Source organism: Brachybacterium sp. NBEC-018 (assembly GCF_024860185.1).
GTDB classification, from domain to species: Bacteria; Actinomycetota; Actinomycetes; order Actinomycetales; family Dermabacteraceae; genus Brachybacterium; species Brachybacterium rhamnosum.
Genome location: NZ_CP100650.1, coordinates 1,824,714 through 1,846,217, shown reverse-complemented (window position 1 = coordinate 1,846,217; position 21,504 = coordinate 1,824,714). Strand labels below are relative to the sequence as shown.

Genomic DNA, 21,504 nt, shown 5'->3' with positions numbered 1-21,504 from the left:
ACCCGGGCCGGGATCACCTCGCGGCACGAACCCCGGACCGCTCCGAGTGAGACGAGAACCCCATGTTCCTCCCCGCTGTCGCCACCGAATCCGCCACCCTCGCCGGCTACGCCGACCAGCAGATCGAGGCGCTGCGCGCCGCCCCGCTCGGCCTCACCGAGGAGCAGTCGCGCGAGACCCCCTGCCGCAGCGCCCTCTCCGTGGGCGGGATCCTCAAGCACATCGTGTACGGGATCCGCGGGACGCTGCGCGACCTCGGCCCGGAGGGCGCGCGGATGCAGCTCGACGAGGCGGACTTCGCCGCGCACGCGCAGAGCTTCGCCCTGGTCGAGGGCGAGACCACGGCCGGTGTGCTCGCCGAGCTCGACGAGCTGCGCCCGCAGCTGCTCGCCGCCCTCGAGGGTGCGGATCCGGGCGCCGAGGTGCTCGCCCCGCCGGCCCCGTGGCTCGGGCAGGACCAGCCGACGCCCACGAGCCAGAGGTACGCGCTCGTGCACGTGGTGGAGGAGCTGGCCCGGCACGCGGGCCACATCGACATCATCCGCGAGCAGATCGACGGGCTCACCGTGCCGACCCTCGTGCTCACGCGGGCCGGGGTGCCCGCGAACCCGTTCTTCGAGCCCTATGTCCCCGCGCCCGGCACGATCGACGCGTGAACGGGAGGTGCGCGGGAGGGGCGCTCAGCGCTCCCAGCCGGTGCCGGGCGGCGCCTCGAGCACGGTGGGACGGTACTCGAGCAGCTGCAGCCCGCCCTCGAAGGTGCGCGCCTCGAGCAGCTCGAGGGAGAGGTCGCCGAACTGCTCCCAGATCCGCTCGAGGCCCGTGCGGCCCGTGACGACGGGGAAGAGCACCACCCGGAAGCGGTCCACGAGGCCCGCCTCGATCAGCGCGAGGGACAGGCGGATGCTGCCCACCGTGGTGAGGGGCTTCGTCGCGGTGCGCTTGAGCTCGCGGACGGCCGCGATCGCGTCGGTGCGCACGAGGCTCGTGTTCGACCAGGCGAGGGGCTCCTCGAGGGTCGCGGAGAAGACGATCTGCTCTGCGGAGTCGAGCTGCGCGAAGCTCGCCTTCTCCTCCTCGGAGACGTCGAGCCCGGGTGCCTTGCCGGCCATGTCCGCCATGAGCCGGTAGGTGTTCGCACCCATCAGGCCGATCCGCTCGGGCTCCGCGGCGAGCCACTCGAGGTACTCGGGGGACTCGAGGCCCCACCAGCCGGGCCAGCCCTCCCCCGCGGCGCAGCCGTCGAGGGAGAGGATGACGTCGACCAGCAGCTCCTGACCGGCGTCCCCGCCGTCCGGGGCGTCGGTCGCAGCGGCGGATGCGGTCGAGCGGGTCGTGTCGGGCGTCGTGGTGGCCATCGGGGGCTCCTCGGATCGGCGCGCGGGCGGGCGCCCTCGCCTGGGCACGAGACTACGCCGCCCCACCGGCACGCCGCCCTGCTTCTCCTGCTAGGTTCGCGGCAGCAGCGGACAGCGGAGTCCGCGGAAGGTGGCAGTCATGACGCGGATGATCGATACGGCCGAGCACACCGACGCCGAGGGCCGCCTGCGCGTGGTCCACGGCGTGGACATCGAGGCGGAGGGCGCCGGCGGCACAGCCCCCGTGACCGCCCAGGACCTGCGACAGCTGGCGGAGCTCGGCCTCGACGCCGTGCGCGTCGTCGGCGCGGGCTCGGCGGAGCAGGCGCGCGAGCTGCTCGACCTCGCCGAGGCCGAGGGGCTCTCCGTGATCCTCGCCGACGCCCCCGAGGCGGGAGCGGGCCACCCGGCGCTGCTCGACGTCTCCGGCCTCGCCCTGCGCGAGCTGAGCGGCGAGGAGCCCCTGGACGAGGAGCTCCTGGACGCCCTGGACCAGGACGTCACCGGATGGATCTACCACCGGTGGGAGCCGGGCTTCGCGACCTCCGAGGTCGCCCGCACCCTGCGCCGGCCCCGGCCCGTCGCGGTCGCCGGGACCTCCCTGCGCAGCGGGCGCTCCGCGGGCGGCAGCTGGAAGGCCGCCTGGGACGGCGCGGAGGCCTCCGCGCCGAGCGAGTTCTGGGTACCCGAGGAGCTCGACGTCGAGGTCGTCGTCGACGGCGCCCGCACCTCCCTCACCCGTGAGGGCGCGCGCGTGCTCGTCCCGGCCGGACCCGGGGAGCACCGCCTGCGGGTGAGCTGAGGCGGCGGCCCCGGCACCGGCCGCTCAGGGCGCGGCCGGTCCCGGGGCGGCCATGAGCTCGAAGGGCACGGTCGCCGTCGGCCGTCCGTTGACCTGGAGGCCCAGCGCATGGCCGCCCGCGTGGTAGCGGCGCGTGGTGAGCGGGCGGAAGGAGTGGCGCCGCCGCAGGCGCCGCGTCTCCCCCGGGCCGAGGGTCAGCGTGGTCAGGGAGAAGGTCTTCGCCGTGAGCGCGCCGGAGGCCTTGCGGTGGTGGACCACGTAGTCCACGACGAGCCGCAGCTCCTGCGCGGAGGTGTTGCGCAGCTCCGCGGTGAGCTCGAGCTCCTCGCCGATCGCGAGCTGCTCCCGGTCCAGGTGGGGACCGCTGATCTCGAGCGCCTCCCCGGGGTCGCCGTAGCCGCGCAGGGCGAGGGCGGAGGCGTCGCCGCGCTTGACGAGGGTCCGCAGCGCGTGGCGCACCAGGCGCTCGGTGTACTCGTCCGGGGCGTCGAGCCAGCGGCCCGCCGTCGCGATGACGAGGTCGCCGTGCTCGCGGCTGAGGTCGTTGAGGTGGTTCGCGACCGAGCGGCGCACGTATTCCGAGGGGTCCCGGTATAACCGGTCGAGGATCGGCAGGGTCGCCTCGGGTCGCGCGAGCAGGGAGGGCACCCGCACGGCCCACGGGAGGTAGGGCCGGGTGCCCTCGGAGGCGAGGCGGCGCACGTGCTCGTCCGGGTGGTCCGTCCAGACGAGCGCCGCGGCGAGGGTGCGCTCCGGGGCGTGGATCAGCAGCGGGCGCAGCGCGAACTCGGCGGTGAGCAGGCCGGTGAGCTCCGCGAGCAGGGCGAGGGCGTCCTCGACCGCGCCGGGCTCCTGCTCCTCGGCGGCCGGCCGGTCGCCGTCCCGCGCGATCGCTCGCTCGGCGACGGCCGTGGTCACGGGCCACAGCATCCAGCCCCGCAGGGCGCCCGCGTCCCGCGCCCGTCGGACCACGGTCGCGAGATCCGCGGAGCTCCCGGGCAGATCCTCGAGCAGGGCGTCCCGGAGGAGGTCGGACCGCTCGCGCAGGGAGAGCGGGTCCAGGCTCCCGGGCGCGGCTCGCAGGGACGGCAGCGCGGCGCCGGGCGCGGCGGCGGCGATCGCCTCCGCGAGCTCCTGGGCGGTGCGCGGGCTGATCATCTCGTCGGCGAAGGGCATGGCACCATTCTTCCCGAGCCCGGTGACATCGGGCGTGGCGCCGAGCAGGCAGACCTCGGACCTCCTACGGTGTCCTGGTGACCGACGCCACCCCGCCGCCCCCTGACCGCTCGCGTCTTGTCCTCACGCGCCGGGGACGCCTCGCCCGCACGATCGTGGTGGCCCTGCTCGCCGTGCTGCTGATCCTTGTCGTGGTGCTCGGGGTGCGCGCCCTCGCGAGCCCCGCGGAGCCCGCGGGCGACCCCTCCTCCCCCGCGACCCCGTCGCCTGCCCCGGCGCCGAGCGACGGCGGCGGGGCGACGGGCGGCGGTGGGTCCGACGGCGGCGGCGCCTCCGACGGCAGCCCGGTCGCCGCGGCGGCGACGGGCGGGGTCACGGCCGAGATCACGGCGGCGAGCACGGAGATCCCCCGCTCGGGCATGACCGGCGAGGGCACCTGGACCGTGGCCGAGCCCGCGACCGACGACGGCGCCGCATCGGAGGGCAGTGCGTCGGAGGGCAGCGCGTCGGAAGGGAACGTGCGCTCCTACCTCCTGCGCGTCGAGGACGGCATCGACCTGGAGGCCGGTGAGGTCGCCGGCGTCGTCGCCGAGGTCCTCGCCGACGAGCGCGGCTGGCAGCCTCTCGAGCACGTCGCCTTCCGCCAGGTCACGGAGCCCGCGGAGGCGGACTTCACGATCTCCCTCGCCTCCCCGCCCACCGTGGACGAGCTCTGCGCACCGGCCCACACGAACGGCCTGTGGAGCTGCCGGATCGGCGAGGAGGTGGTGCTCAACGCGGACCGCTGGACGCTCATGACGCCCACCTTCGACGACCTCGGCGAGTACCGCGCCTACATGGTCAACCACGAGGTGGGCCACTTCCTGGGCCATGGCCACGAGACCTGCGGCAGGGAGGGCGAGGCCGCGCCGGTCATGCTCCAGCAGTCGATGAACCTCGGCGGCTGCCGGGCGAACCCCTGGCCCTCCGCGGACGGCGCGGCCTGATCCGGCACCGAGGCGGCGTGCCGGGATACGGCGCCTGGGAGTGCCCCGGCCCGCCGTGCTCTACGGTTCACCCATGATCCGACGCCTGATCGCCGGAGCGTTCTGGCGTCTGAGCCGGTGGCGCCTCGTCACCGAGCCCGCCTCCCCGCGGCCCACGGTGCTCGTGGGCGCGCCCCACACCTCCAACTGGGACTTCGTGCTCATGCTCTCGATCGCGTGGGAGCTCGGGATCCGCATCCACTGGCTCGGCAAGAGCAGCCTGTTCACGGGGTGGAAGGGGCCGATCATGCGGCGCCTGGGCGGGATCCCCGTGGACCGCTCCGATCCGGGCCGGGTCGTCGAGGAGGTCGTCGCCCGCGTGGACTCGGGCGAGGTCTTCAGCCTCGTCGTCACGCCCGACGGCACCCGCGGCGACCACGACCTGTGGAAGTCCGGCTTCCACCGGATCGCCCGCCGCACGGGCCTGCCCGTGACGCTCGGATACGTGGACCGCACGACGATGACGACGGGCCTGGGCCCGACCCTCGCGATGACGGATGACCTGCGCGGCGACATGGACACGATCCGTGCGTTCTACGCGGACAAGGCCGGCTGGCATCCCGAGCAGCGGGTCGAGCCGCGTCTGCGCGAGGAGGACGAGCCCCGCGCCGAGGGAGCCGCCGGCGCCTGAGCGGGGCCGATCCGGTGTCCGCGCCCACCGCGGAAAACTCCTCGCGGTGACCGGCACGCCGACGCAGACTGTCACCGTGCTCACCCTCGACCCGGTCGTCCCCGCGGCGCTCGATGACGTCCTCGCCCGCCTCGCCGCCTGGCAGCGCGACGAGCTGCCCGTCCCCCTGCACCCGGGGGACCTCGCCTGGGCGCTCCGCCGGGGCGAGCAGCAGCTCGCCTCCGCGCTGCGCACCTGGTCCCGGGACGGGGAGGTGCTCGCGGTCGGCTTCCTCGACGGGCCGGACGTCCTGCGCCTGGGCATCGATCCCGCCGCGGCGGAGGACGAGGAGCTCGCCGCCCGCCTCCGCGACGACCTCGCCGTCGGCCCCGGCGCCCCGTTCCCCGCGGAGCAGCTCGCCGTCGAGCTGCGCCACGGGCCGGCCCTGGACCGGGTGATCCGCGCCGCCGGATGGACGGAGGGCGAGCCGTGGACCCCGCTGCGCCGCCCGATCGCGTCCGCCGGGTCCGTCTCGGGCGACGAGGCCATCGACGGCACCGACCTCGTCGTGAGCACCGTCGGAGCGGATCGGCCCGGCGCGGAGGACTGGGCGGCCGTGATCCGCTCGGGCTTCCCGGGCTCGACCCTGACCGGTGCGCACTGGCGGGACCTCGCCGCGCACCCGCTGTATGCCCGGTACGGCCGCACCCTGCTGGGCCGTGACCGAGAGGGGACGGCGGCGGCCGCCGCGGTCGTGTGGTCCGCCGGGCCCGGCCGGCCGGGCCTGCTCGAGCCGATCGCCGTCGCCGCGACGCATCGCCGGCGCGGGTACGGGCGGGTGATCAGCCTCGCCGCCGTCGCCGCCCTCGGGGAGCTCGGCGCATCGAGCGCCATGGTCGCGACGCCGAGCGCCCAGCCCGGCGCCGTCCGCACCTACCGGGCCGCGGGATTCGTCACCGGGGGTCCCGTGCAGGACCTCGTCCGGCCCCTCTCAGCGCGTCCTGAGGCATCCTGAACTCATGGATGACCTGCACGTGCCCCCGGGGCCCGGTGCCCCGCGCGGCCTGCGGATCCCCGCGGCGGAGCTCACCGAGCAGTTCTCCCATGCCTCCGGCCCGGGCGGACAGGGCGTCAACACGGCCGATTCGCGCGTCCAGCTGCGCTGGGACCTCGGTGCCTCGGCCGCGCTGACCCCGGCGCAGCGGGAGCGGGCCCTCACCGTGCTCGGCCCGCGGCTCGTGGGCACGGTGCTCACCGTCGCCGCCGCGGAGCACCGCAGCCAGCGACGCAACCGCACGGCGGCCCGCGAGCGGCTCGCGGGCCTGCTGCGCGAGGCGATCGCCCCTCCGGTGCCGCGCCGCGCCACGAAGCCCACGCGCGGCTCCCAGCGGCGGCGTCTCGAGGGCAAGCGGCAGCGCTCCCTCACCAAGCAGCAGCGCCGTCGGCCCGGCGGGGACTGAGCCTGCCCGGGTCTCAGTCGGGGAGCGGGAAGACCAGCAGGTTCTCCTCCATCGTCTCCCCGTCCAGGCCGAGCCCGAGGCTCAGCGCGTCCCGCTCCCGCCCCGCCCGGGTTGCCGTGACGAGCCGGTGGTGGTGCCCGTGGAGGATCAGCCGCGGGGAGAGGGCGTCCGCGACGCGGCCCAGGCGCTCGCGATGCTCCTCGCACCACGCGAGCACCCCCTCGTCGCGGGCGGCGAACCAGGCACCGAAGGACGGATCGAGGTCGAGCTCGACGCCCGCCGGGGCGTCGTGGCAGAGCAGGACGTCCGCCCCGCGGGACCCGACGCCCTCCTCGAGGATCTCCTCGACGAGGGCCTCGTCGATCCGCTCGTCCGGCCACCACTCGGCACCGGGCAGCCGGGAGCCGCGGTCGATCGAGCCGGCCCCGCCGAGCACGAGCGCCGTCTCCTCACCGATCGCGAGGCGCATGCCGTCGGGCAGGTAGGAGATCCGCCCGTCCTCGGTGAGCGGCCAGGGCTCCTCCCCCGCGGCGTCCTCGAGGCGGTGCTCGCGGCGCGGGTCCAGGCCGCGCAGCACGGGCGTCGCGTCGTGGTTGCCGCGCAGGAACAGCAGCTCCACGCCGCTCTCGCGGAGCTGGGCGTGGAGGTCGTGGACGAAGTCCGGCGCGAAGAGATAGGCGAAGTCCCCCAGGTGCACGAGGGTGCGCGCGCCGAGCTGCTCGTGGGCGTGCCGCACGGCGGCGACGGCATGGCGGGTGTTGCCGTGCCAGTCCCCGGCGACGACGGTCGTGGCGGGGTCGAGCGTGAGCATCGGTCCTCCTCGGGAGCACGTGGGGCGGGCCTGTCCCCCACGGCAGGACGACCCTAGTCTGAGCGCCATGAGCATGCTGCGGATGGACCATGTGGGACTCATCGTCGAGGACCTCGAGGCGGCGATCTCCTTCTTCGAGACGCTCGGCCTGCAGGTCGAGGGCCGCGCGGAGGTGGGCGGCGAGTGGGCCGAGCGCGTCACCGCCCTGCCCGGGATGCGCACGCGCATCGCCATGCTCGCCGCACCGGACGGCAGCGGACGCATCGAGGTGGGCGCCTTCGACTCCCCCGCCGCCGTCGGCCGTGACCGTCCCCGGGACGAGCCCCACGCCCTCGGGTACCGCTCGGTCATGTTCGAGGTGGACGACGTCGACGCCACCGTCGAGCGGCTCGCTGCGCACGGCGCGACCCTCATCGGCGAGGCCGCGACCTACGAGGACTCCTACCGGATGTGCTACCTGCGCGGGCCCGAGGGGATCATCGTCGCGCTCGCGGAGTCCGTCCGCTCCTGAGGCGGCGCGGGGCGCTCAGGAGTCCGCGAAGACGCCCAGGCGGTTGCCGCTCGGGTCCGTGAACTCGAAGCGCCGCCCGCCGGGGAAGGCGTAGGGGCCGGCGACGACCTCGCCGCCCGCGGCCCGCACCGCCTCGACGGTCGCGTCGAGGTCGTCGGAGAACAGCAGCACGAGCGGGCCGCCGCCGGTGGGCTCGGCGCCCGGGTTCAGGCCGCCGATCTCGCCCTCGCCGTCCGCGGCGACGATGCCGCTGTACTCCGGGCCGTAGTCGGTGAAGCTCCAGGAGAAGGCCGCCTCGTAGAAGGCCTTCGTCGCGGCGAGGTCCCTCGCCGGGAGCTCGATGTAGCTGATCGCGTGATGGACGGGTGCGGCCATGGCGTCTCCTCCGTCGGATGACTGCTGCGGGTGCCGGACACGGGCAGTCTCGCAGAGGGGGCCGACGGAGGAGACGCGCCTGCTCACTCGGTCCCGGCCGACCCCTCCTCCGACGACGTCACGCCGGAGGCCTTGTCCTTGAGCGGCTTCTTGAACGCCGTGAACGCGCTGACCTGCACGATGCCGCCGTCCTTCGTGGGATCCAGGGCGAGGGAGCGGGCCTCCTCGCTCAGGGTCTCCTCGTCACCCGAGACCTCGGCGGCGTCGCGGCTCACCGCGAACCAGCCGTAGACCTTCTTGTTCTTCAGGCCCTTCCAGGTGACGCTCGCGTCCTCGCCGGAGGCGTGGGTGACCTCGCCGATCACGTCGTCCGTCGGCGTGATGCCGACGAGGGCGTCGGTCGTGAACGCGGTCGTGCGGCCCTGGAACTGCACGGGGAGGCGGAAGTCGTCCTCGCGGCCGTCGTAGCGGTCCTTCGTGTCGTACTCGGTGGCGCCGAACTCGTCCATGTACGGCGAGTAGGTGTCCACGGAGACCTCGCCGCGGTCCAGGTCGAACTGGAGCAGGCGGAAGAACGCCGCGCCGAAGCGCAGGCCCGTGTCCTTCCCGTAGCCGCCCTCCTCGGTCAGGCCCAGCTGGTCGGAGCCCACCTCGTAGAACTGGTAGTCGGCGAGCAGCTCGACGACGTCGTTGCCCGCCTCGCCGACGTCGGTGCGCACGCCGATCGAGACGCCGTGCTCGTGGCCGGAGAGCACGAGCGCGACGTTCGGGTGCTTCTCGAGGATCTGCTCGCGGATGATCTGGCCGTCCTGGGAGAAGGTCCCGCCGCGGCCGTCGGGCTCGGAGCTCGGCTTGTTGTACGCGTGGGTGAGCAGGATGGCGTCGCGGCCCGCGTACTGGTCGAGCACGTCGCTCGCCCAGGCGGCCTCCTCGTCGGTGACGATGTAGCCGAGGCTCAGGGCGATGAAGTCCTGGCCGCCGGCGCTGAAGAGGGTGTAGCTGTTGTCGTTGTCCCCCTCCTTCCACGGGTGGTACTCGGCGCCCGCCTCCTTCCAGGAGTCCTGCTGGGCGAGGGCCTCGTAGCGCTCGGCGCCGAAGTACTGGTTGTAGAGGCTGTCGGTGCCGGTGTCCCCGCCGCCGAGGTTGTCGTGGTTGCCGGGGAGCACGGAGTGGGGCACACCCGTGTCCTCGAGGATCTTCTGGGTCTCGGAGGCGAACTGCATCTCCTCCTCCGCCTTGCCGCGGTCCGTGGCGCCGGTGTTCCAGTCCTCGATGATGTCGCCGGTGTGGGCGACGTAGGCGAGCTTGTGCTCCTCGCCGTGCTCGGCGACCCAGCGGTAGGAGTCCTCGTAGGCGCTCGCCCACTCCTCGCGCTCCGCCGCGGTCGCCTTCTGGGTGGCGCCCTGGCTGAGGTACTGGGTGTCGGTGATGTGCATGAGGGAGAAGTCGACGTCGTCGGGGTCCTCGAAGCCGTCCTTGACGGGCTCGTCGAGGTCGTCGGCGAAGGGGTCGGTGCCGATGACGAGGGCGCGCAGCGTGCCGCCGGCGCCCTGGGCGGCGGTGGCCGAGGCGAGCAGCTCGGTGTCGCCCTCGGAGCTGCCGCGGGCGGTGTCGGCCACCTCGTAGCGGCCGGTCCCCGGGTTCAGCAGCAGCAGGCTCACGGAGCGGGCCGGGTCCACCTGGCCGCTCCAGGCGACCTGCTGGCCGGCCTCGGTGAAGGGGATCTCGGTGCGCAGCGCGGGCACCTTCGCGGTGACCGGCGAGTCGAGGTCCTTGCCGTCGCCCGGGGCGAGCTTCTCACCGGTCCTCTTCGCGTCCTGGAGGGTGACGTCACCGGCGACCGAGCCGTCCTCGGCGACGTCGGCCGCCTCGATGACGCCCTGCCGGGTGCCCGTCGCGGAGGAGATCTCCCCGGCGAGGAAGGTGGTGCGGAGGTCCTCGCCGGTAGGGCTCGTGGCGCGCGCGGTGAGCTGGGCGCTGCCCTTGCCGCTGGACTGCTCGGTGCCGCCAGCGGTGGGGATGCTGGTGGAGGTGAAGGTCTCCTGCCCGGAGACGTCCTCGCCGAACTGGTCGAGGCCGGTCCAGGCGAGGGTGTGCTCGCCGGCGGCGAGGCCGGGGCCCACCTCGTCGCCGAGGGAGACGGGCTCCCCGTCGAGGGTGTAGGCGAGGGGCTGGGCGAGCAGCTGCTCGTGCTCGAGGGTCCCCTCGAGGGTGGTCGGCGCGGTGAGGCGGGAGCCGGGGGCGGGGCTCGTGAGGGCGAAGGAGGCCTGGTCCTCGGTGCGGCCGGCGAAGGTGCTCGCGTAGCGGGCAGTGATCTCCTCGCCGCTGAGGGCGCGGGAGTAGATGCCGGCGCCGGCGAGGGAGACGGTGCCGTGGAACTGGGGGTTGCCGGAGCCGTTGGTGTCCGCGCCGAGGAAGAACTGGTGGGCGGCGGTCTTCGGCGGGGCGCTGATGGCGGAGCCGGTGGTGGGGGTCTCGGCGACCTTCGTGCCGTCGAGGTAGAGGGAGACGGCCTTCCCGTCCCAGACGCCGGTCGCGTGGTACCAGACGCCCTGCTCGATGGGCACGCCGGCGCCGTAGTACTTCCCGTCGACGTTGACCATCATCTTCAGGGTCGAGCCGTAGACGGTGAGCGAGTAGCCGCCGCCCTCCTTGGCGCCGCAGAAGTTGCCGCGGGACTCGTCGTCGCCGTCGGAGAGGCCGTCGTCGAAGCGGACGGTGCATTCGAGGGTGAGGGCCTTCGCGGTCTTCTCGAAGCCGTCCGCGAAGTCGTAGCGGGTGGCGCCGGTGCCGCCGTAGGAGGCGATCTGGCGGCCGAGCGCGGCGTCCTCGCCGACGGTCGGGGCGGTGCCGAAGGGGGTCTGCGTGCGCTGCTGGGCCTGCTCGTCGAGGCCGGTCGCGTCGATGTCGACGTCGAGGACGTCCGGGGTGGGCGCCTCGACCGCAGGGGTGGGCAGCGGGTCGCGCTGGGCGGGGGCGGCCGGGGCCGACGGGGACGCCGGGGCGGTGACCGGGGCGGCCTGCGCCGGGGTCGGCCCGAGGGCGAGGGCGGGGGTGAGTCCGAGGGCGACGGTGACGGCGAGGGCGAGCGAGGAGAAGCGCCGGGGACGGGGCGACATGGGGGCTCCAGGGGTCGAGGAGGAGGACAGGGCCGGGCTCGACGCTAGGGAGCGAGGAGGACGGGGGCGTGCCGCGCAGGCGAAGCTTCGGGGTGCGACAGATGGACGGAAGGTGACGTGCGCCTCACATGCCCGGATTGCCTGGTCGTGGACGGGATGGCAGGTCAGGGCGGGGTGGGCGCGCTCCCATGGCACGGTGGGCGCGCTCCCGCCCGGATGGCCGCGGGATGAACGCGGCGGGCCGTCGGGCCGGCGCGGCCGGGCAGGCCTGCGGGGCCCCATGTCCGATTGCGCGCTCCAGTTCCTTCGATGGAACCCCAGCGCGCAAACGGGCAGCGCGCCTGAACTGGGACAGGCACCCCCATGTCCGATTGCGCGCTCCAGTTCCTTCGATGGAACCCCAGCGCGCAAACGGGCAGCCGCCCGGCGCGGGGCGCCGCATGCCGGGGCATGGCGCGACGGGACCGGGCGGGGAACGTCGGGACGGGACCGGGCACGGCGTGGCGCGACGGGACCGGGCACGGCGTGGCAGGACGGGTCGGGGCCGGCCGGGTAGCGTTCGGCGGGTGACGCCCCCGGATCCGCACCTCACACCTCGCCGCCGGGGGACGACTGCGAGGCATGAGCATGCGTGAGCCCTTCGAGCAGGCCGTCGCCCGGCACGGCCCGGCCGTGATGCGGGTGTGCCGCGCCGTGCTGCGCGATCCGACGGACGCCGAGGACGCCTGGTCGGAGACCTTCCTCTCCGCGCTGCGCGCCTGGCCGGACCTCCCCGCGTCGACGAACGTCGAGGCATGGCTGGTGCGGGTCGCACAGCGGCGCTGCGTGGACCTCATCCGCCGCCGCTCGCGCACGCCGCTGCCCGTCGAGGAGCTGCCGGAGCGCCCCTCCGCGAGCGGGCTCCCCGGAGCGGCCGACGGCCTCTGGGACGAGGTCGCCGCGCTCCCGGAGAAGCAGCGCCTCGCCGTCGCCTACCACTACCTGGGCGGACTCCCCCATGCGGAGACCGCGGAGCTCACCGGCAGCACACCCGCGGCCGTGCGGCGCGCCGCCGCGGACGGCGTGGCCGCCCTGCGCCGCGGCCGTATCGAGCGCCCCGCCCCCACCCGCATCCCCTCCCCCGAAGGAGCAGACCGATGACCACCGCCGACCCCGGCCTCACCGCCGCGCTCCCCGTGGAGCCCGCGACCCTCGAGCGCCTGAGCGCCCGGCTCGCCGCGAGCGCCGAGCAGGAGCAGCTACTCGACGTCGCCACCCGCACCGTCGACTCGCCCGTCGGCCCCCTGCTGCTCGCCGCGACCGAGCGGGGCCTGGTGCGCGTCGCCTTCGAGCGCGAGGGCTTCGACGGCGTGCTCGAGACGGTCGCGTCGAAGGTCAGCCCCCGGATCCTGCGGGCGCCCGCACGGCTGGACGGCGCGGCCCGGGAGCTCGAGGAGTACTTCGTCGGCCAACGCCGCGGCTTCGACCTGCCGCTGGACCATGCGCTGTCCCGGGGCTTCCGCCTCGAGGTCCAGCAGTTCCTGCCGAGCATCGGCTACGGCAGCACGCTCTCCTACGGGCAGGTCGCCGCGCAGGTGGGGAACCCGCGGGCCTCCCGCGCGGTGGGCACCGCCTGCGCGACGAACCCGCTGCCGATCGTCGTCCCGTGCCATCGTGTGCTGCGCGGCGACGGCTCCCCCGGCGGCTACGTGGGCGGCCCCGACGCGAAGACCACCCTGCTCACCCTCGAGAGGACCGCATGAGCACTCCCGATCCCACCACCGTCCTTGACGCCGACACCGCCCTTGACGCCGGGACGATCCTCGGCGAGGACGGCCTGGCACGCCCCGCCTGGGCCGCGACCGATCCCCTGCTGCAGGCGTACTACGACACCGAGTGGGGCATGCCCGTGCGGGACGAGCAGGGCCTGTACGAGCGGATCAGCCTCGAGGCGTTCCAGGCGGGGCTCTCGTGGGCGACGATCCTCCGCAAGCGCCCTTCCTTCCGCGAGGCCTTCGCGGGATTCGATCCCGAGGTGGTGGCGCGCTTCGACGAGGCCGACGAGCAGCGTCTGCTGGCCGACGCCGGGATCGTGCGCAATCGCGCGAAGATCGCGGCGACGATCACGAACGCCCGCGCCACGCTCGACCTGCGCGAGCGGGGCGGCCTCGTGGATCTCGTGTGGTCCTATCGACCGGAGGCCACGCCGCGACCGCGCACCGCGGCGGAGGTCCCGACCCGCTCCCCGGAGTCCGTGGCGCTGTCGAAGCGGCTGCGGAAGGAGGGCTTCGCCTTCGTCGGCCCCACGACGATGTTCGCGCTCATGGAGGCCGTGGGCATCGTGGACACGCATCTGCTGGGCTCGCACCGCCGGGGCAGCTCCGGCGTGTGGGACGACTGATCGGGATGGATCTCGCACCGGCGCCCTGGGCTCAGGGTGCGCGCAGCGTCTCCGGTTCGGCGCGGGCCGCGCGCTCACCGTCGCCCCCGCGCCACTCGAGCACGGCGACCGCGACCGCGAGGATGAGCGCGGTCAGCGCGAAGGGCACCGGGATGATCGGGTCCACGAGCACGAGCAGCCCGGCGAGCGGGATCGCGATGTTGACGACGCGATCGGCGCGGGGGCGGATCGCGACGGCCCACACCCCGAGCACGAACAGGGCCAGCGGGATCGTGAAGGCGAAGGAGGCCCACGGAGCCGCCAGCTCGCTGTGACCGGCGATGACGTCGATCTCGACCTCGATGCCGGCGGAGAAGGCGCCGGCAGCGGCGAAGATGACGTAGTGCGAGTAGCCGTAGCGCAGGGAGCTGCGCAGGTCGCGGATCGCGTGGTGATGGGAGGGCCAGAAGTAGATCCACCACAGGGAGGCGGTCGCGACGAGGGTGAGCACTGCGACGGCGATCAGCTCACCCACCTCCTCCCCCTGCCCGAGGGCCTCGATGACGGCGTTGGCGGAGGCGAGCAGGCTCTCGCCGAGCAGGATGAGGGTGAACAGGCCGAAGCGCTCGGTGATGTGGTGCGGGTGCCAGGGGGTCGCGCCGCGGCGCTCGGCGAGGACCGGCACGGAGATCTCCGCCAGCACGAGCAGGACGAAGACGACGGGGAAGGCGACGGCGGGCATCAGGAGGGCGAGCAGCCACAGCACCTGGACCGCCGCGATGCCTGCGGCATAGGTCAGCGCGGCGGGGCGCGCGTCACCGGCGCCGCGGGCGGCGCGCAGCCATTGGGTGACCATGGCCAGGCGCATGACCACGTACCCCAGGGTGACGATCGTGAAGTCGTGGTGCTCGAAGGCGGGGGCCACGCCGGCGGCGAGCACGAGCACCCCACCCATCTGCACGATCGTCATGACCCGGTAGAGCCAGTCGTCGGTGTCGAAGGACGTCGCGAACCAGGTGAAGTTCATCCATGCCCACCACACGGCGAAGAACACCGCGGCGTAGCTGAGGATCCCGCCGATGACGTGGCCGGCGCTGAGCGCGTGGTGCAGCTGCACGGCGGCGACGCTCACGGCGATGACGAAGACCAGGTCGAAGAACAGCTCGAGGCTCGAGGCGACACGACCGCTCTCCCCGGGGTCGCGGGGGCGCATCGGGATCAGGCGCAGGCGGGGTTCAGCGGTCATGCGAGGCTCCTCGAGGCGATGGGCGACGAAGGAGAAACCTACGCCTGCACGAGCGCCCGGGACGCGCCGGTCAGCCCAGCAGGAGGAAGACGCCGACGGTGCCGAGCACGACGCCGACGGAGACCATGGCGATCGCGGCCCTCGAGGCGCGGCTGCGGCCGAAGGTCATGGTGGTGGAGTAGATCCACACGGAGCCCAGGAACAGCAGGATGCCGGAGACGATGGTCATGACGAGGCCGGGGATGCTCACGGTGCGTTCTCCTGGGTCGGCGGGACTCGTGGTGGCGGCCGTCGGCCGACCTCAGGAACTGTACGCGAACGATTAGTGCACTAACTACATTGCGCGAGGTGATCCGCATCCCGTCGGCGACGTCGGTCAGGCCCCGGGCACCTCGTCCTCGAGCGCGACGGTGATCAGCTTCATCATGCTCGCGTGCAGGGCCGTGAGCTCCTGCTCGTCCATGCGCAGCCGCCGCATCATCGCGGCGGGGATCTTCTCCGCCTCCGCCCGCAGCGCGGCACCCTCGTCGGTGAGCACGATCGCGAGGGAGCGCTCGTCCGCGCTGTCACGGGTGCGCAGCACGTAGCCGAGGGCCTCGAGCCGCTTGATGAGCGGCGAGAGCGTCGCGGGCTCGAGGTGCAGGAGGCCGCTCAGCCCCTTGACCGAGAGCGGCGCCCGTTCCCACAGCGCGAGCATCACGAGGTACTGCGGGTGCGTGAGGTGCAGCGGCTCGAGCACGGGCCGGTAGGCGGCGATCACGCTGCGCGAGGCGAGGGACAGCGCGAAGCACACCTGGCTCTCGAGGGCCAGCGGGTCCTTCAGGGCCTCACCCTCCGCGCCCACCGCCATCACGCCCTCCGCTCCCGTCGCCATGCTCCGTCCCTCGATCCTACGAGTCACCGCTCGGGCCCGGGGTCCAGGGGCAGCGGCTCGACGGCGGGCCAGGGGTCGCTGCGCAGACGGCCGTAGGTGCGCACGTCGACCCGCACGCCGTCGATGAGGAACTTCCCGCGCTCGGTCCCCTCCGGGACGAAGCCGGCGGCGCGGGCCACCGCCCCCGAGGCGGGATTGTTCGCGCGATGCCCGAGCTCGAGCCGCTCGAGACCCCGTGCGGTGAGCGCCCACTGCGCGACCGTGGCGGCCGCGCGGGCCATGAGCCCGCGGCCGCGGGCCTCCGCGTGCAGCCAGTACCAGAACCATCCGCTGCGCTCGGCCTCGTCGACCGTGACGCCGACGAGGCCGACGGCCCTCCCCTCCTCGGCGAGCACCCACGCCTCGTGCGGGGAGGGGCGCCCGTCGACCCCGGCGTCGAGGAGCCGGGCCACGTACCGCTCCGCCTCCTCCGGGCTGCGCACCGTGCCCTGCCGGGCCATGTCGGGGTGCGAGGCGAAGGCGGCGAGGACGTCCGGGGCGTCGCCGCGGCGCAGGCGGCGGAGCGTCGCGGGCGCCGAGGTCGCCGCGCGGACGGACGCCGTGCCGACGGTCGTCGCAGGCCGGGGCGGCTCGCCGACGGCCGCGAGCCAGTGGCGCAGCAGGTCCCGCACCGCGACCGGCTGGTCGAGGTGGAGGTTGTGCCCGGCGCGGTCGAGCACCGCGGTCGTGGCGCGCGGGAGGCGTCGTGCGAGCGCGAGCTGGTCCTCGTAGCCGACGACGGCGTCCTGGCGCCCCATGGCCAGGAGCACCGGGGCATCGAGCTCCTCGAGCGCGGCGTCGGGGAGGCGCGGGAGCGTGTAGTCCGCGGCGAGGCGCGCGACGGCTCCACGATCCGCGGCGCGCAGTCCCGGCAGGGCCGTGGCCCGGAACCGCTCCCAGTTCTCCTGCGACGGCACGACGGCGAGCTCGGCGTAGAGGGCGGCGTCCTCGGGGTCGAGGGAGGCGAGCAGCGCGTCATCCGGCTCGAGCACCTCGGCCGGCGGCAGGGTGCGGTGGGCGCGCACAGGGTCCACCACGGGCGCAAGCAGGGCGATGCCGAGGCAGCGCTCCGGTCGGCGCGCGACGAGGTCCCGGGCGAGCAGTCCGCCGAGCGAGGAGCCGATCACCGCGAAGGGTCGCCCGTCGAGGAGCTCGCCGGCCACGCGGCCCAGCCAGTCGGCGAGCTGCGGCAGCCCGCCGGGCGCGGGCAGCGCCGGGGTCGCGCCGAAGCCCGCGAGGTCGAGGTGCAGCCGCTCCCACGGGGAGTGCTCGCCGAAGAGGTCCTCGAGGTCGAGCAGGAAGCGGTGGTCCACCTCGTTGCCGTGCAGGAGCAGCAGCGGCGCCCCCTGCCCGCGGCGGACGACGTGCGGCACGGGATCGGTCATCGCGGCGGGCTCCTCGGGGGCTGGCAGAAGGACGGGCGGCGCTCAGCGTACGCTTCCCCCATCACCCCAAGGAGGTCCCATGCCTGGTCAGGCCGTCTCGTTCACCGAGGTCTCCACGGAGGGCCTCGAGTCCTCCCCCGTCGCCGAGGCCCTCGCCGGCCTGCGCGCCAACGAGGCCCGCTACTTCCGCACGAAGTACAAGCACACGTTCACCGTGGTGCCCGCCGCGGAGGCGCCGGAGACCCTCGCCTGGGTCCAGGAGATCCTGCGCAGCGAGCGGGACATGGTCATCGCCTCTCCGGCGCTCGAGGTCAGCATCAACGACGTCGAGGGGATTCTCTGGGTGCACCTCTTCCACGAGTCCGGCCTCGCACTGAACGTGCTGTGGACGCGCGAGGAGGGCGGCAAGCGCGCCGTGGGCCTCAAGCTCTCCGAGGGCATGGAGGTCCCCGAGGAGCTCGGCGCCTTCAGGTTCGCCCGGCAGAAGTCGAAGCTCGCGGGCACGATCCGCGGCTCCTTCTTCGTCATCAAGGGCGAGCACCCGCTGCCCGAGGGCCTCTGACCGGGACGGCAGACCCTGCGGCTCTCCCCCACCCACCTTCGGGGGCCGACCCCGGTGCGCGGGACGCGCGGCGCGCGTAGCGTCGACCGCATGAACGGGATCTTCGACTCCATCCGCCGCCTCGACTACCGCCGCGGGCCGCGCCGACTCGTGGGCGGCATCGCCGGGGGCATCGCACAGAGGACAGGGCTGGACGTGTGGCTCGTGCGCCTGCTCGTGCTCGCGTCCTTCCTCCTGCCCGTGCTGGGACCGGGCGCCTACCTCGTGGCGTGGCTGCTCACCCCGTGGCAGGACGACCGGATCCCGCTCGAGCGGGTTCTCGCCGGCCGCGCCTGAGGCGCGGCCAGCCGCCCCGGCTCAGCTCTCGGGGGCCGGTGCCACGCGGAGGACGATCTTCCCGGTGCTGTGACCGCCCTCGAGGAGCCGGTGCGCCTGCGCGGCCTCGGCGAGGTCGAGCACCTCGGAGACCGTCGGGGCGATGACGCCGCGCGCGGCGAGGTCCGTGACGGCGAGCAGCCATTCCCGCTGCGTGTGCACGTGGGTCGTGGCGAGCTCCACGCCGGCGGCGGCCGCCTCCTCGGCGAGGCCGTCGGCCCCGCCGCCGAGGGCGATCACGGTCCCGCCCCTCCGGACGGCGTCGAGGGCGAGCCGGCGCGAGCCCTCGGCGAGGCTGAGCGCCGCGTCGCAGGTCCCGGCGAGCGCGGCCACGGCGGCGGCGTCGCGGTAGTCGACGGTCTCGTCGGCGCCGAGCTCGCGCAGCCACTCGTGCTTGCCGGCGCTCGCGACGGCGAGGACATGCGCGCCGAGGTGGTGGGCGATCTGCACGGCGAGGTGCCCCACGCCGCCGCCGGCCCCGGTGATGAGCACACGCTGCCCGGGCCGCACGGGGGCAGTCTCCGCGAAGGCCTGCCAGGCGGTCATGGCGGCCATGGGCAGCGCGGCGGCGTGCACGTCGTCGAGACTCTCGGGGACGGGGACGAGATCCTCCGCGGGCACCGCGGCGAGCTCGGCGTAGGCCCCGCCGGGGTGCGGGAAGCGGGCGAGCCCGAGCACCCGATCACCGGGCGCGAGGTCCTGGACGACCTCCGCGACGGCCTCGACGACGCCCGCGAGGTCCCAGCCGGGCACGGCGGGCAGCGTGACGAGCCCGGCGGCGGCCATGCCCCCGCCGGCGCGGGTCATGGCGTCGATCGGGTTCACGCCGGCGGCGCGGACGCGGACGAGCACCTCCCCCGCGGCCAGGTCCTGGGCGGTGAGCGGGGCGACCTCGGCGGCCTCGAGCACCTCGGGACCGCCGAATTCCTGCTGGACGATGGCGATGGGCATGGTTCTCCTCGATCTGCGACGGCACGGCACCGCCCTCCGCGGTGCCACGCCCCCATGCTCCACCCGGGATGACAGCGGTGACAGGCACTGCGGGTGACCCCCGGGCTGACATCGATCAACCTGTCCCAGCGGTGCACCCCACCGCCCTCTCGACCACCATCCCATTAATGGCTACAGTGTAGTCATTAATCGATCGATGCCGCCCTCGAGGGTGGGGAGGGACGGTGCACCATGAGCCACGACACCGAGGTGCTGATCGCAGGAGCCGGACCGGTGGGCCTCGTGCTCGCCCTGGACCTGCAGCGACGAGGGGTGTCCCACCGTCTCGTCGACGCCGCGGAGCACGGCTTCGAGGGATCACGGGCCAAGGGCGTGCAGCCGCGCACGCAGGAGGTCCTCGAGGACCTCGGGGTGCTCGAGGCGCTCGCCCGGCGCGGGAGCGCCTACCCGCCGATGGGCATCCACCTCGGTCCGGTGACGCTCACCCGCGCCATGGGGAGGACGCTCCAGGCGACCGCGAGCGTCCCCCACCCGAACCCCCTCCTCGTCCCGCAGCACGCGACGGACCTCAGCCTGCGCGAGCGCTACCTCGGGCTCGGCGGGAGCATCGAGTACGGGACGCGCCTCACCGGCCACGCGCAGGACGCCGACGTCGTCACCGCGACCCTCGAGACCGCGGAGGGGACCACCGAGGTGCGCGCCGCCTACCTCGTGGGGGCCGACGGCGGTCGGAGCACCGTGCGCCGCGGCGCCGGCATCCCCTTCACCGGGACCACCGACGAGGCCGACAGGATGATCGTCGCCGACGTCACCGTCACCGGCCTCTCCCGGGACCGGTGGCACATCTGGCCGCGCACCGGCGGCCGCTTCCTGGGTCTCTGCCCGCTGCCGGACGGCCGCTTCCAGCTCATGCTGAAGCTGCGCCCCGAGGATCCCGCCGAGCTCGAGCGCGAGGCGGTCGACGCGCTCGTCCACCGGTACGTGAACGGCTCCCCCTTCACGCTGCAGGAGATCCACTGGGCCTCCGTGTGGCGCCCGAACATCCGCCTCGCCGAGCACTATCGCTCCGGGCGGGTGCTGCTCGCGGGCGATGCGGCGCACGTGCACCCGCCCACGGGCGGCCAGGGTCTGAACACGGGCGTGCAGGACGCCTACAACCTCGGCTGGAAGCTCGGCCAGGTGCTGCGCGGCGCCCCCGAGGAGCTGCTGGACACCTACGAGGCGGAGCGCCGACCGGTCGCCGCACGCGTGCTCGGCCTCTCGAGCGCGATCTACGCGCAGACCAAGCGCCGGCCGCTCGCGGCCACGAAGCGCGGCGAGGAGGAGCGGCAGCTCGGCATCACCTACCGCGGCGGTCCGCTCGCCCGCTCCGCCGAGGCGGGCACCCCGGGCCTCACCACCGGCGACCGCGCCCCCGACTCGCCCGTGACCGGCGCCGACGGCGAGCGCACCCGGCTCTTCGAGATCCTGCGCGGCCCGCAGTTCACCCTGCTCACCCTCGGCCAGGACGCCGCTGATCTCGCGGATCCCTGGCCCGACGGGGGCGCGGCGCTGCAGGTGCTCGACCTCGACCCGGCGCGGAACCCCGAGCTCCTGCGGATCTACGGGATCGAGGCCGGAGCGCAGGTGCTCGTGCGGCCCGACGGGTACGTGGGCGGCATCGCCCGCCCCGACGGGCGCGGCGTCCTCGATGCCGCCACGCGTCGCCTCCTGGTGCCCGCGAGCGCCTGAGGTCCCGCCGGCACGGTGCGAGGATGGGCGGTGACCAGCCGATCGACGGAAAGAGACCCCGCATGGGCGAGTCCGCACCCGCACCGCGTCGGGGCCGACCCCCGATCCCGCTCGAGCGGATCGTCGAGGCCGCCCTCGAGATCGTGGCCGAGGAGGGCGCCGGCGCGCTGAGCCTGCGCCACCTCGCACGGCGCCTCTCCTCGAGCACCTCGACCCTCTACCGGCACGTCGAGAACCGCAGCGCCCTGCTGGGCCTCGTCGTCGACGCCCTGCTCGCCGAGGCGCTCCCCGCGGATCGCCGCACGGACCTGCCCTGGGACGAGGAGTGCCGCGACATCGCCGAGCGGCTCTTCGCGACCCTCGTCGGCCATCGCGGCGCCGCCGCGCTCCTCGCGGAGACGGTGCCGACGGGCCCCCATGCCCTCGCGATCCGGGAGCACCAGCTCGCGGTGCTCACCGGCGCGGGAGTGCCCCTGCCCGACGCGGCGCGGGCGGTCGCGACCCTCGCGCACACGGTGCTCGGCTTCGCGATGCAGGCCGCGGTGCCGGCGGACCAGCAGCCCGCCCCCGCCGCCCTCGCGGGCGTGGACGCGGGGCGCTTCCCGCTCACCCGCGAGATCGCCGCGGAGCTCCCGATCCCGATCGAGGAGGAGTTCGCCTTCGGGCTCGACCTGATCCTCGAGGGTCTGCGACGGCAGGTCGAGGGCGTGACCTCCCCGAGCGCGCCGTGACCTC

At 74.5% G+C, this 21,504-nt stretch carries 24 protein-coding genes; 14 read left to right on the top strand and 10 right to left on the bottom strand.

Annotated elements, in window-relative coordinates:
- The first annotated feature begins 62 nt into the window (after positions 1 to 62).
- Positions 63 to 656 carry a DinB family protein gene (locus tag NLU66_RS08395; protein WP_259362444.1) on the top strand — a complete coding sequence of 198 codons (594 nt, stop codon included), beginning with the start codon at positions 63 to 65 and terminating at the stop codon, positions 654 to 656.
- Between the two features lie 24 nt (positions 657 to 680).
- On the opposite strand, the gene NLU66_RS08390 is transcribed toward NLU66_RS08395, so the two are convergent.
- A complete protein-coding gene (locus NLU66_RS08390; RefSeq protein WP_259362443.1) occupies positions 681 to 1,358 on the bottom strand; it encodes a dihydrofolate reductase family protein in 678 nt (225 codons plus the stop codon).
- 139 nt (positions 1,359 to 1,497) lie between these two features.
- On the opposite strand from NLU66_RS08390, the gene NLU66_RS08385 reads away from it, so the two are divergent.
- Positions 1,498 to 2,160 carry a hypothetical protein gene (locus NLU66_RS08385; protein ID WP_259362442.1) on the top strand — a complete coding sequence of 221 codons (663 nt, stop codon included), beginning with the start codon at positions 1,498 to 1,500 and terminating at the stop codon, positions 2,158 to 2,160.
- A 24-nt stretch (positions 2,161 to 2,184) separates the two neighbouring features.
- Here NLU66_RS08385 and NLU66_RS08380 read toward each other — a convergent pair whose 3' ends face one another.
- Complete coding sequence (locus NLU66_RS08380) at positions 2,185 to 3,336, bottom strand: DNA alkylation repair protein (RefSeq protein ID WP_259362441.1); 1,152 nt, start codon at positions 3,334 to 3,336, stop codon at positions 2,185 to 2,187.
- 77 nt (positions 3,337 to 3,413) lie between these two features.
- On the opposite strand from NLU66_RS08380, the gene NLU66_RS08375 reads away from it, so the two are divergent.
- The 4 genes from NLU66_RS08375 (at position 3,414) to arfB (ending at position 6,431) form a co-directional block, all read left to right on the top strand.
- Positions 3,414 to 4,322, top strand: coding sequence for a DUF3152 domain-containing protein (locus tag NLU66_RS08375; protein WP_259362440.1), 909 nt, complete (start codon positions 3,414 to 3,416; stop codon positions 4,320 to 4,322).
- A 73-nt stretch (positions 4,323 to 4,395) separates the two neighbouring features.
- Positions 4,396 to 4,992 carry a 1-acyl-sn-glycerol-3-phosphate acyltransferase gene (locus tag NLU66_RS08370; protein ID WP_259362439.1) on the top strand — a complete coding sequence of 199 codons (597 nt, stop codon included), beginning with the start codon at positions 4,396 to 4,398 and terminating at the stop codon, positions 4,990 to 4,992.
- Between the two features lie 46 nt (positions 4,993 to 5,038).
- Positions 5,039 to 5,986 carry a GNAT family N-acetyltransferase gene (locus tag NLU66_RS08365; RefSeq protein WP_259362438.1) on the top strand — a complete coding sequence of 316 codons (948 nt, stop codon included), beginning with the start codon at positions 5,039 to 5,041 and terminating at the stop codon, positions 5,984 to 5,986.
- A gap of 4 nt (positions 5,987 to 5,990) precedes the next feature.
- Complete coding sequence (arfB, locus tag NLU66_RS08360; protein WP_259362437.1) at positions 5,991 to 6,431, top strand: alternative ribosome rescue aminoacyl-tRNA hydrolase ArfB; 441 nt, start codon at positions 5,991 to 5,993, stop codon at positions 6,429 to 6,431.
- Between the two features lie 13 nt (positions 6,432 to 6,444).
- On the opposite strand, the gene NLU66_RS08355 is transcribed toward arfB, so the two are convergent.
- Positions 6,445 to 7,242 (bottom strand): metallophosphoesterase family protein, encoded by a 798-nt coding sequence (locus NLU66_RS08355; protein WP_259362436.1) that lies wholly within the window; start codon positions 7,240 to 7,242, stop codon positions 6,445 to 6,447.
- A gap of 67 nt (positions 7,243 to 7,309) precedes the next feature.
- On the opposite strand from NLU66_RS08355, the gene NLU66_RS08350 reads away from it, so the two are divergent.
- Positions 7,310 to 7,753 (top strand): VOC family protein, encoded by a 444-nt coding sequence (locus NLU66_RS08350; RefSeq protein ID WP_259362435.1) that lies wholly within the window; start codon positions 7,310 to 7,312, stop codon positions 7,751 to 7,753.
- 15 nt (positions 7,754 to 7,768) lie between these two features.
- On the opposite strand, the gene NLU66_RS08345 is transcribed toward NLU66_RS08350, so the two are convergent.
- Both NLU66_RS08345 and NLU66_RS08340 read right to left on the bottom strand, forming a co-directional pair.
- A complete protein-coding gene (locus NLU66_RS08345; protein ID WP_259362434.1) occupies positions 7,769 to 8,128 on the bottom strand; it encodes a VOC family protein in 360 nt (119 codons plus the stop codon).
- Positions 8,129 to 8,211: 83 nt separating this feature from the next.
- On the bottom strand, positions 8,212 to 11,247 hold the full coding sequence (locus NLU66_RS08340; RefSeq protein ID WP_259362433.1) for a LamG-like jellyroll fold domain-containing protein: 3,036 nt from the start codon (positions 11,245 to 11,247) through the stop codon (positions 8,212 to 8,214).
- Positions 11,248 to 11,868: 621 nt separating this feature from the next.
- Between NLU66_RS08340 and NLU66_RS08335 the strand changes: the two genes are divergently transcribed.
- The 3 genes from NLU66_RS08335 to NLU66_RS08325 are packed head-to-tail and all read left to right on the top strand — an operon-like array spanning position 11,869 to position 13,627.
- Positions 11,869 to 12,387, top strand: coding sequence for an RNA polymerase sigma factor (locus NLU66_RS08335; RefSeq protein ID WP_416232189.1), 519 nt, complete (start codon positions 11,869 to 11,871; stop codon positions 12,385 to 12,387).
- Entirely contained in the window at positions 12,384 to 12,989 is a 606-nt protein-coding gene (locus tag NLU66_RS08330; protein WP_259362432.1) for a methylated-DNA--[protein]-cysteine S-methyltransferase, read from the top strand. Before NLU66_RS08335 ends, NLU66_RS08330 begins: the two co-directional genes overlap by 4 nt.
- A complete protein-coding gene (locus NLU66_RS08325) occupies positions 12,986 to 13,627 on the top strand; it encodes a DNA-3-methyladenine glycosylase I (RefSeq protein WP_259362431.1) in 642 nt (213 codons plus the stop codon). The genes NLU66_RS08330 and NLU66_RS08325 overlap by 4 nt, the downstream gene beginning before the upstream one ends.
- Before the next feature lie 31 nt (positions 13,628 to 13,658).
- Here the strand turns inward: NLU66_RS08325 and NLU66_RS08320 are convergent, their stop codons facing one another.
- The 4 genes from NLU66_RS08320 to NLU66_RS08305 all read right to left on the bottom strand — a co-directional run bounded on the left by NLU66_RS08320 (position 13,659) and on the right by NLU66_RS08305 (position 17,150).
- Positions 13,659 to 14,852 (bottom strand): low temperature requirement protein A, encoded by a 1,194-nt coding sequence (locus NLU66_RS08320; protein WP_259362430.1) that lies wholly within the window; start codon positions 14,850 to 14,852, stop codon positions 13,659 to 13,661.
- Between the two features lie 70 nt (positions 14,853 to 14,922).
- The gene (locus NLU66_RS08315) at positions 14,923 to 15,102 is read right to left on the bottom strand and encodes a hypothetical protein (protein WP_137770213.1); all 180 of its coding nucleotides are present in this window, start codon (positions 15,100 to 15,102) and stop codon (positions 14,923 to 14,925) included.
- Positions 15,103 to 15,228: 126 nt separating this feature from the next.
- Positions 15,229 to 15,726: a MarR family winged helix-turn-helix transcriptional regulator gene (locus NLU66_RS08310; protein ID WP_416232188.1), complete on the bottom strand. Its 498-nt coding sequence runs from the start codon at positions 15,724 to 15,726 to the stop codon at positions 15,229 to 15,231.
- Positions 15,727 to 15,749: 23 nt separating this feature from the next.
- Positions 15,750 to 17,150 (bottom strand): GNAT family N-acetyltransferase, encoded by a 1,401-nt coding sequence (locus NLU66_RS08305; protein WP_259362429.1) that lies wholly within the window; start codon positions 17,148 to 17,150, stop codon positions 15,750 to 15,752.
- A gap of 79 nt (positions 17,151 to 17,229) precedes the next feature.
- Here NLU66_RS08305 and NLU66_RS08300 point away from each other — a divergent pair, with 79 nt between their 5' ends.
- Complete coding sequence (locus tag NLU66_RS08300) at positions 17,230 to 17,712, top strand: phage tail protein (RefSeq protein WP_259362428.1); 483 nt, start codon at positions 17,230 to 17,232, stop codon at positions 17,710 to 17,712.
- Positions 17,713 to 17,802: 90 nt separating this feature from the next.
- Positions 17,803 to 18,048: a PspC domain-containing protein gene (locus tag NLU66_RS08295; protein WP_259362427.1), complete on the top strand. Its 246-nt coding sequence runs from the start codon at positions 17,803 to 17,805 to the stop codon at positions 18,046 to 18,048.
- Positions 18,049 to 18,069: 21 nt separating this feature from the next.
- Here the strand turns inward: NLU66_RS08295 and NLU66_RS08290 are convergent, their stop codons facing one another.
- Positions 18,070 to 19,038, bottom strand: coding sequence for an NADP-dependent oxidoreductase (locus NLU66_RS08290; protein WP_259362426.1), 969 nt, complete (start codon positions 19,036 to 19,038; stop codon positions 18,070 to 18,072).
- 231 nt (positions 19,039 to 19,269) lie between these two features.
- On the opposite strand from NLU66_RS08290, the gene NLU66_RS08285 reads away from it, so the two are divergent.
- Together NLU66_RS08285 and NLU66_RS08280 are read left to right on the top strand one after the other, a co-directional pair.
- Positions 19,270 to 20,769, top strand: a complete 1,500-nt coding sequence (locus NLU66_RS08285) for an FAD-dependent monooxygenase (RefSeq protein ID WP_259362425.1) — start codon at positions 19,270 to 19,272, stop codon at positions 20,767 to 20,769.
- Positions 20,770 to 20,831: 62 nt separating this feature from the next.
- On the top strand, positions 20,832 to 21,500 hold the full coding sequence (locus NLU66_RS08280; RefSeq protein WP_259362424.1) for a TetR/AcrR family transcriptional regulator C-terminal domain-containing protein: 669 nt from the start codon (positions 20,832 to 20,834) through the stop codon (positions 21,498 to 21,500).
- The last annotated feature ends 4 nt before the right edge of the window (positions 21,501 to 21,504 follow it).

What these genes read in the sequence shown, in the direction of transcription:
- NLU66_RS08395 (WP_259362444.1), top strand. Translation starts at nt 63, where the DNA reads ATGTTCCTCCCCGCTGTCGCCACCGAATCCGCCACCCTCGCCGGCTAC.
- NLU66_RS08390 (WP_259362443.1), bottom strand. Translation starts at nt 1,358, where the DNA reads ATGGCCACCACGACGCCCGACACGACCCGCTCGACCGCATCCGCCGCT.
- NLU66_RS08385 (WP_259362442.1), top strand. Translation starts at nt 1,498, where the DNA reads ATGACGCGGATGATCGATACGGCCGAGCACACCGACGCCGAGGGCCGC.
- NLU66_RS08380 (WP_259362441.1), bottom strand. Translation starts at nt 3,336, where the DNA reads ATGCCCTTCGCCGACGAGATGATCAGCCCGCGCACCGCCCAGGAGCTC.
- NLU66_RS08370 (WP_259362439.1), top strand. Translation starts at nt 4,396, where the DNA reads ATGATCCGACGCCTGATCGCCGGAGCGTTCTGGCGTCTGAGCCGGTGG.
- arfB (WP_259362437.1), top strand. Translation starts at nt 5,991, where the DNA reads ATGGATGACCTGCACGTGCCCCCGGGGCCCGGTGCCCCGCGCGGCCTG.
- NLU66_RS08355 (WP_259362436.1), bottom strand. Translation starts at nt 7,242, where the DNA reads ATGCTCACGCTCGACCCCGCCACGACCGTCGTCGCCGGGGACTGGCAC.
- NLU66_RS08350 (WP_259362435.1), top strand. Translation starts at nt 7,310, where the DNA reads ATGAGCATGCTGCGGATGGACCATGTGGGACTCATCGTCGAGGACCTC.
- NLU66_RS08345 (WP_259362434.1), bottom strand. Translation starts at nt 8,128, where the DNA reads ATGGCCGCACCCGTCCATCACGCGATCAGCTACATCGAGCTCCCGGCG.
- NLU66_RS08340 (WP_259362433.1), bottom strand. Translation starts at nt 11,247, where the DNA reads ATGTCGCCCCGTCCCCGGCGCTTCTCCTCGCTCGCCCTCGCCGTCACC.
- NLU66_RS08335 (WP_416232189.1), top strand. Translation starts at nt 11,869, where the DNA reads ATGAGCATGCGTGAGCCCTTCGAGCAGGCCGTCGCCCGGCACGGCCCG.
- NLU66_RS08330 (WP_259362432.1), top strand. Translation starts at nt 12,384, where the DNA reads ATGACCACCGCCGACCCCGGCCTCACCGCCGCGCTCCCCGTGGAGCCC.
- NLU66_RS08325 (WP_259362431.1), top strand. Translation starts at nt 12,986, where the DNA reads ATGAGCACTCCCGATCCCACCACCGTCCTTGACGCCGACACCGCCCTT.
- NLU66_RS08320 (WP_259362430.1), bottom strand. Translation starts at nt 14,852, where the DNA reads ATGACCGCTGAACCCCGCCTGCGCCTGATCCCGATGCGCCCCCGCGAC.
- NLU66_RS08310 (WP_416232188.1), bottom strand. Translation starts at nt 15,726, where the DNA reads ATGGCGACGGGAGCGGAGGGCGTGATGGCGGTGGGCGCGGAGGGTGAG.
- NLU66_RS08305 (WP_259362429.1), bottom strand. Translation starts at nt 17,150, where the DNA reads ATGACCGATCCCGTGCCGCACGTCGTCCGCCGCGGGCAGGGGGCGCCG.
- NLU66_RS08300 (WP_259362428.1), top strand. Translation starts at nt 17,230, where the DNA reads ATGCCTGGTCAGGCCGTCTCGTTCACCGAGGTCTCCACGGAGGGCCTC.
- NLU66_RS08295 (WP_259362427.1), top strand. Translation starts at nt 17,803, where the DNA reads ATGAACGGGATCTTCGACTCCATCCGCCGCCTCGACTACCGCCGCGGG.
- NLU66_RS08290 (WP_259362426.1), bottom strand. Translation starts at nt 19,038, where the DNA reads ATGCCCATCGCCATCGTCCAGCAGGAATTCGGCGGTCCCGAGGTGCTC.
- NLU66_RS08285 (WP_259362425.1), top strand. Translation starts at nt 19,270, where the DNA reads ATGAGCCACGACACCGAGGTGCTGATCGCAGGAGCCGGACCGGTGGGC.
- NLU66_RS08280 (WP_259362424.1), top strand. Translation starts at nt 20,832, where the DNA reads ATGGGCGAGTCCGCACCCGCACCGCGTCGGGGCCGACCCCCGATCCCG.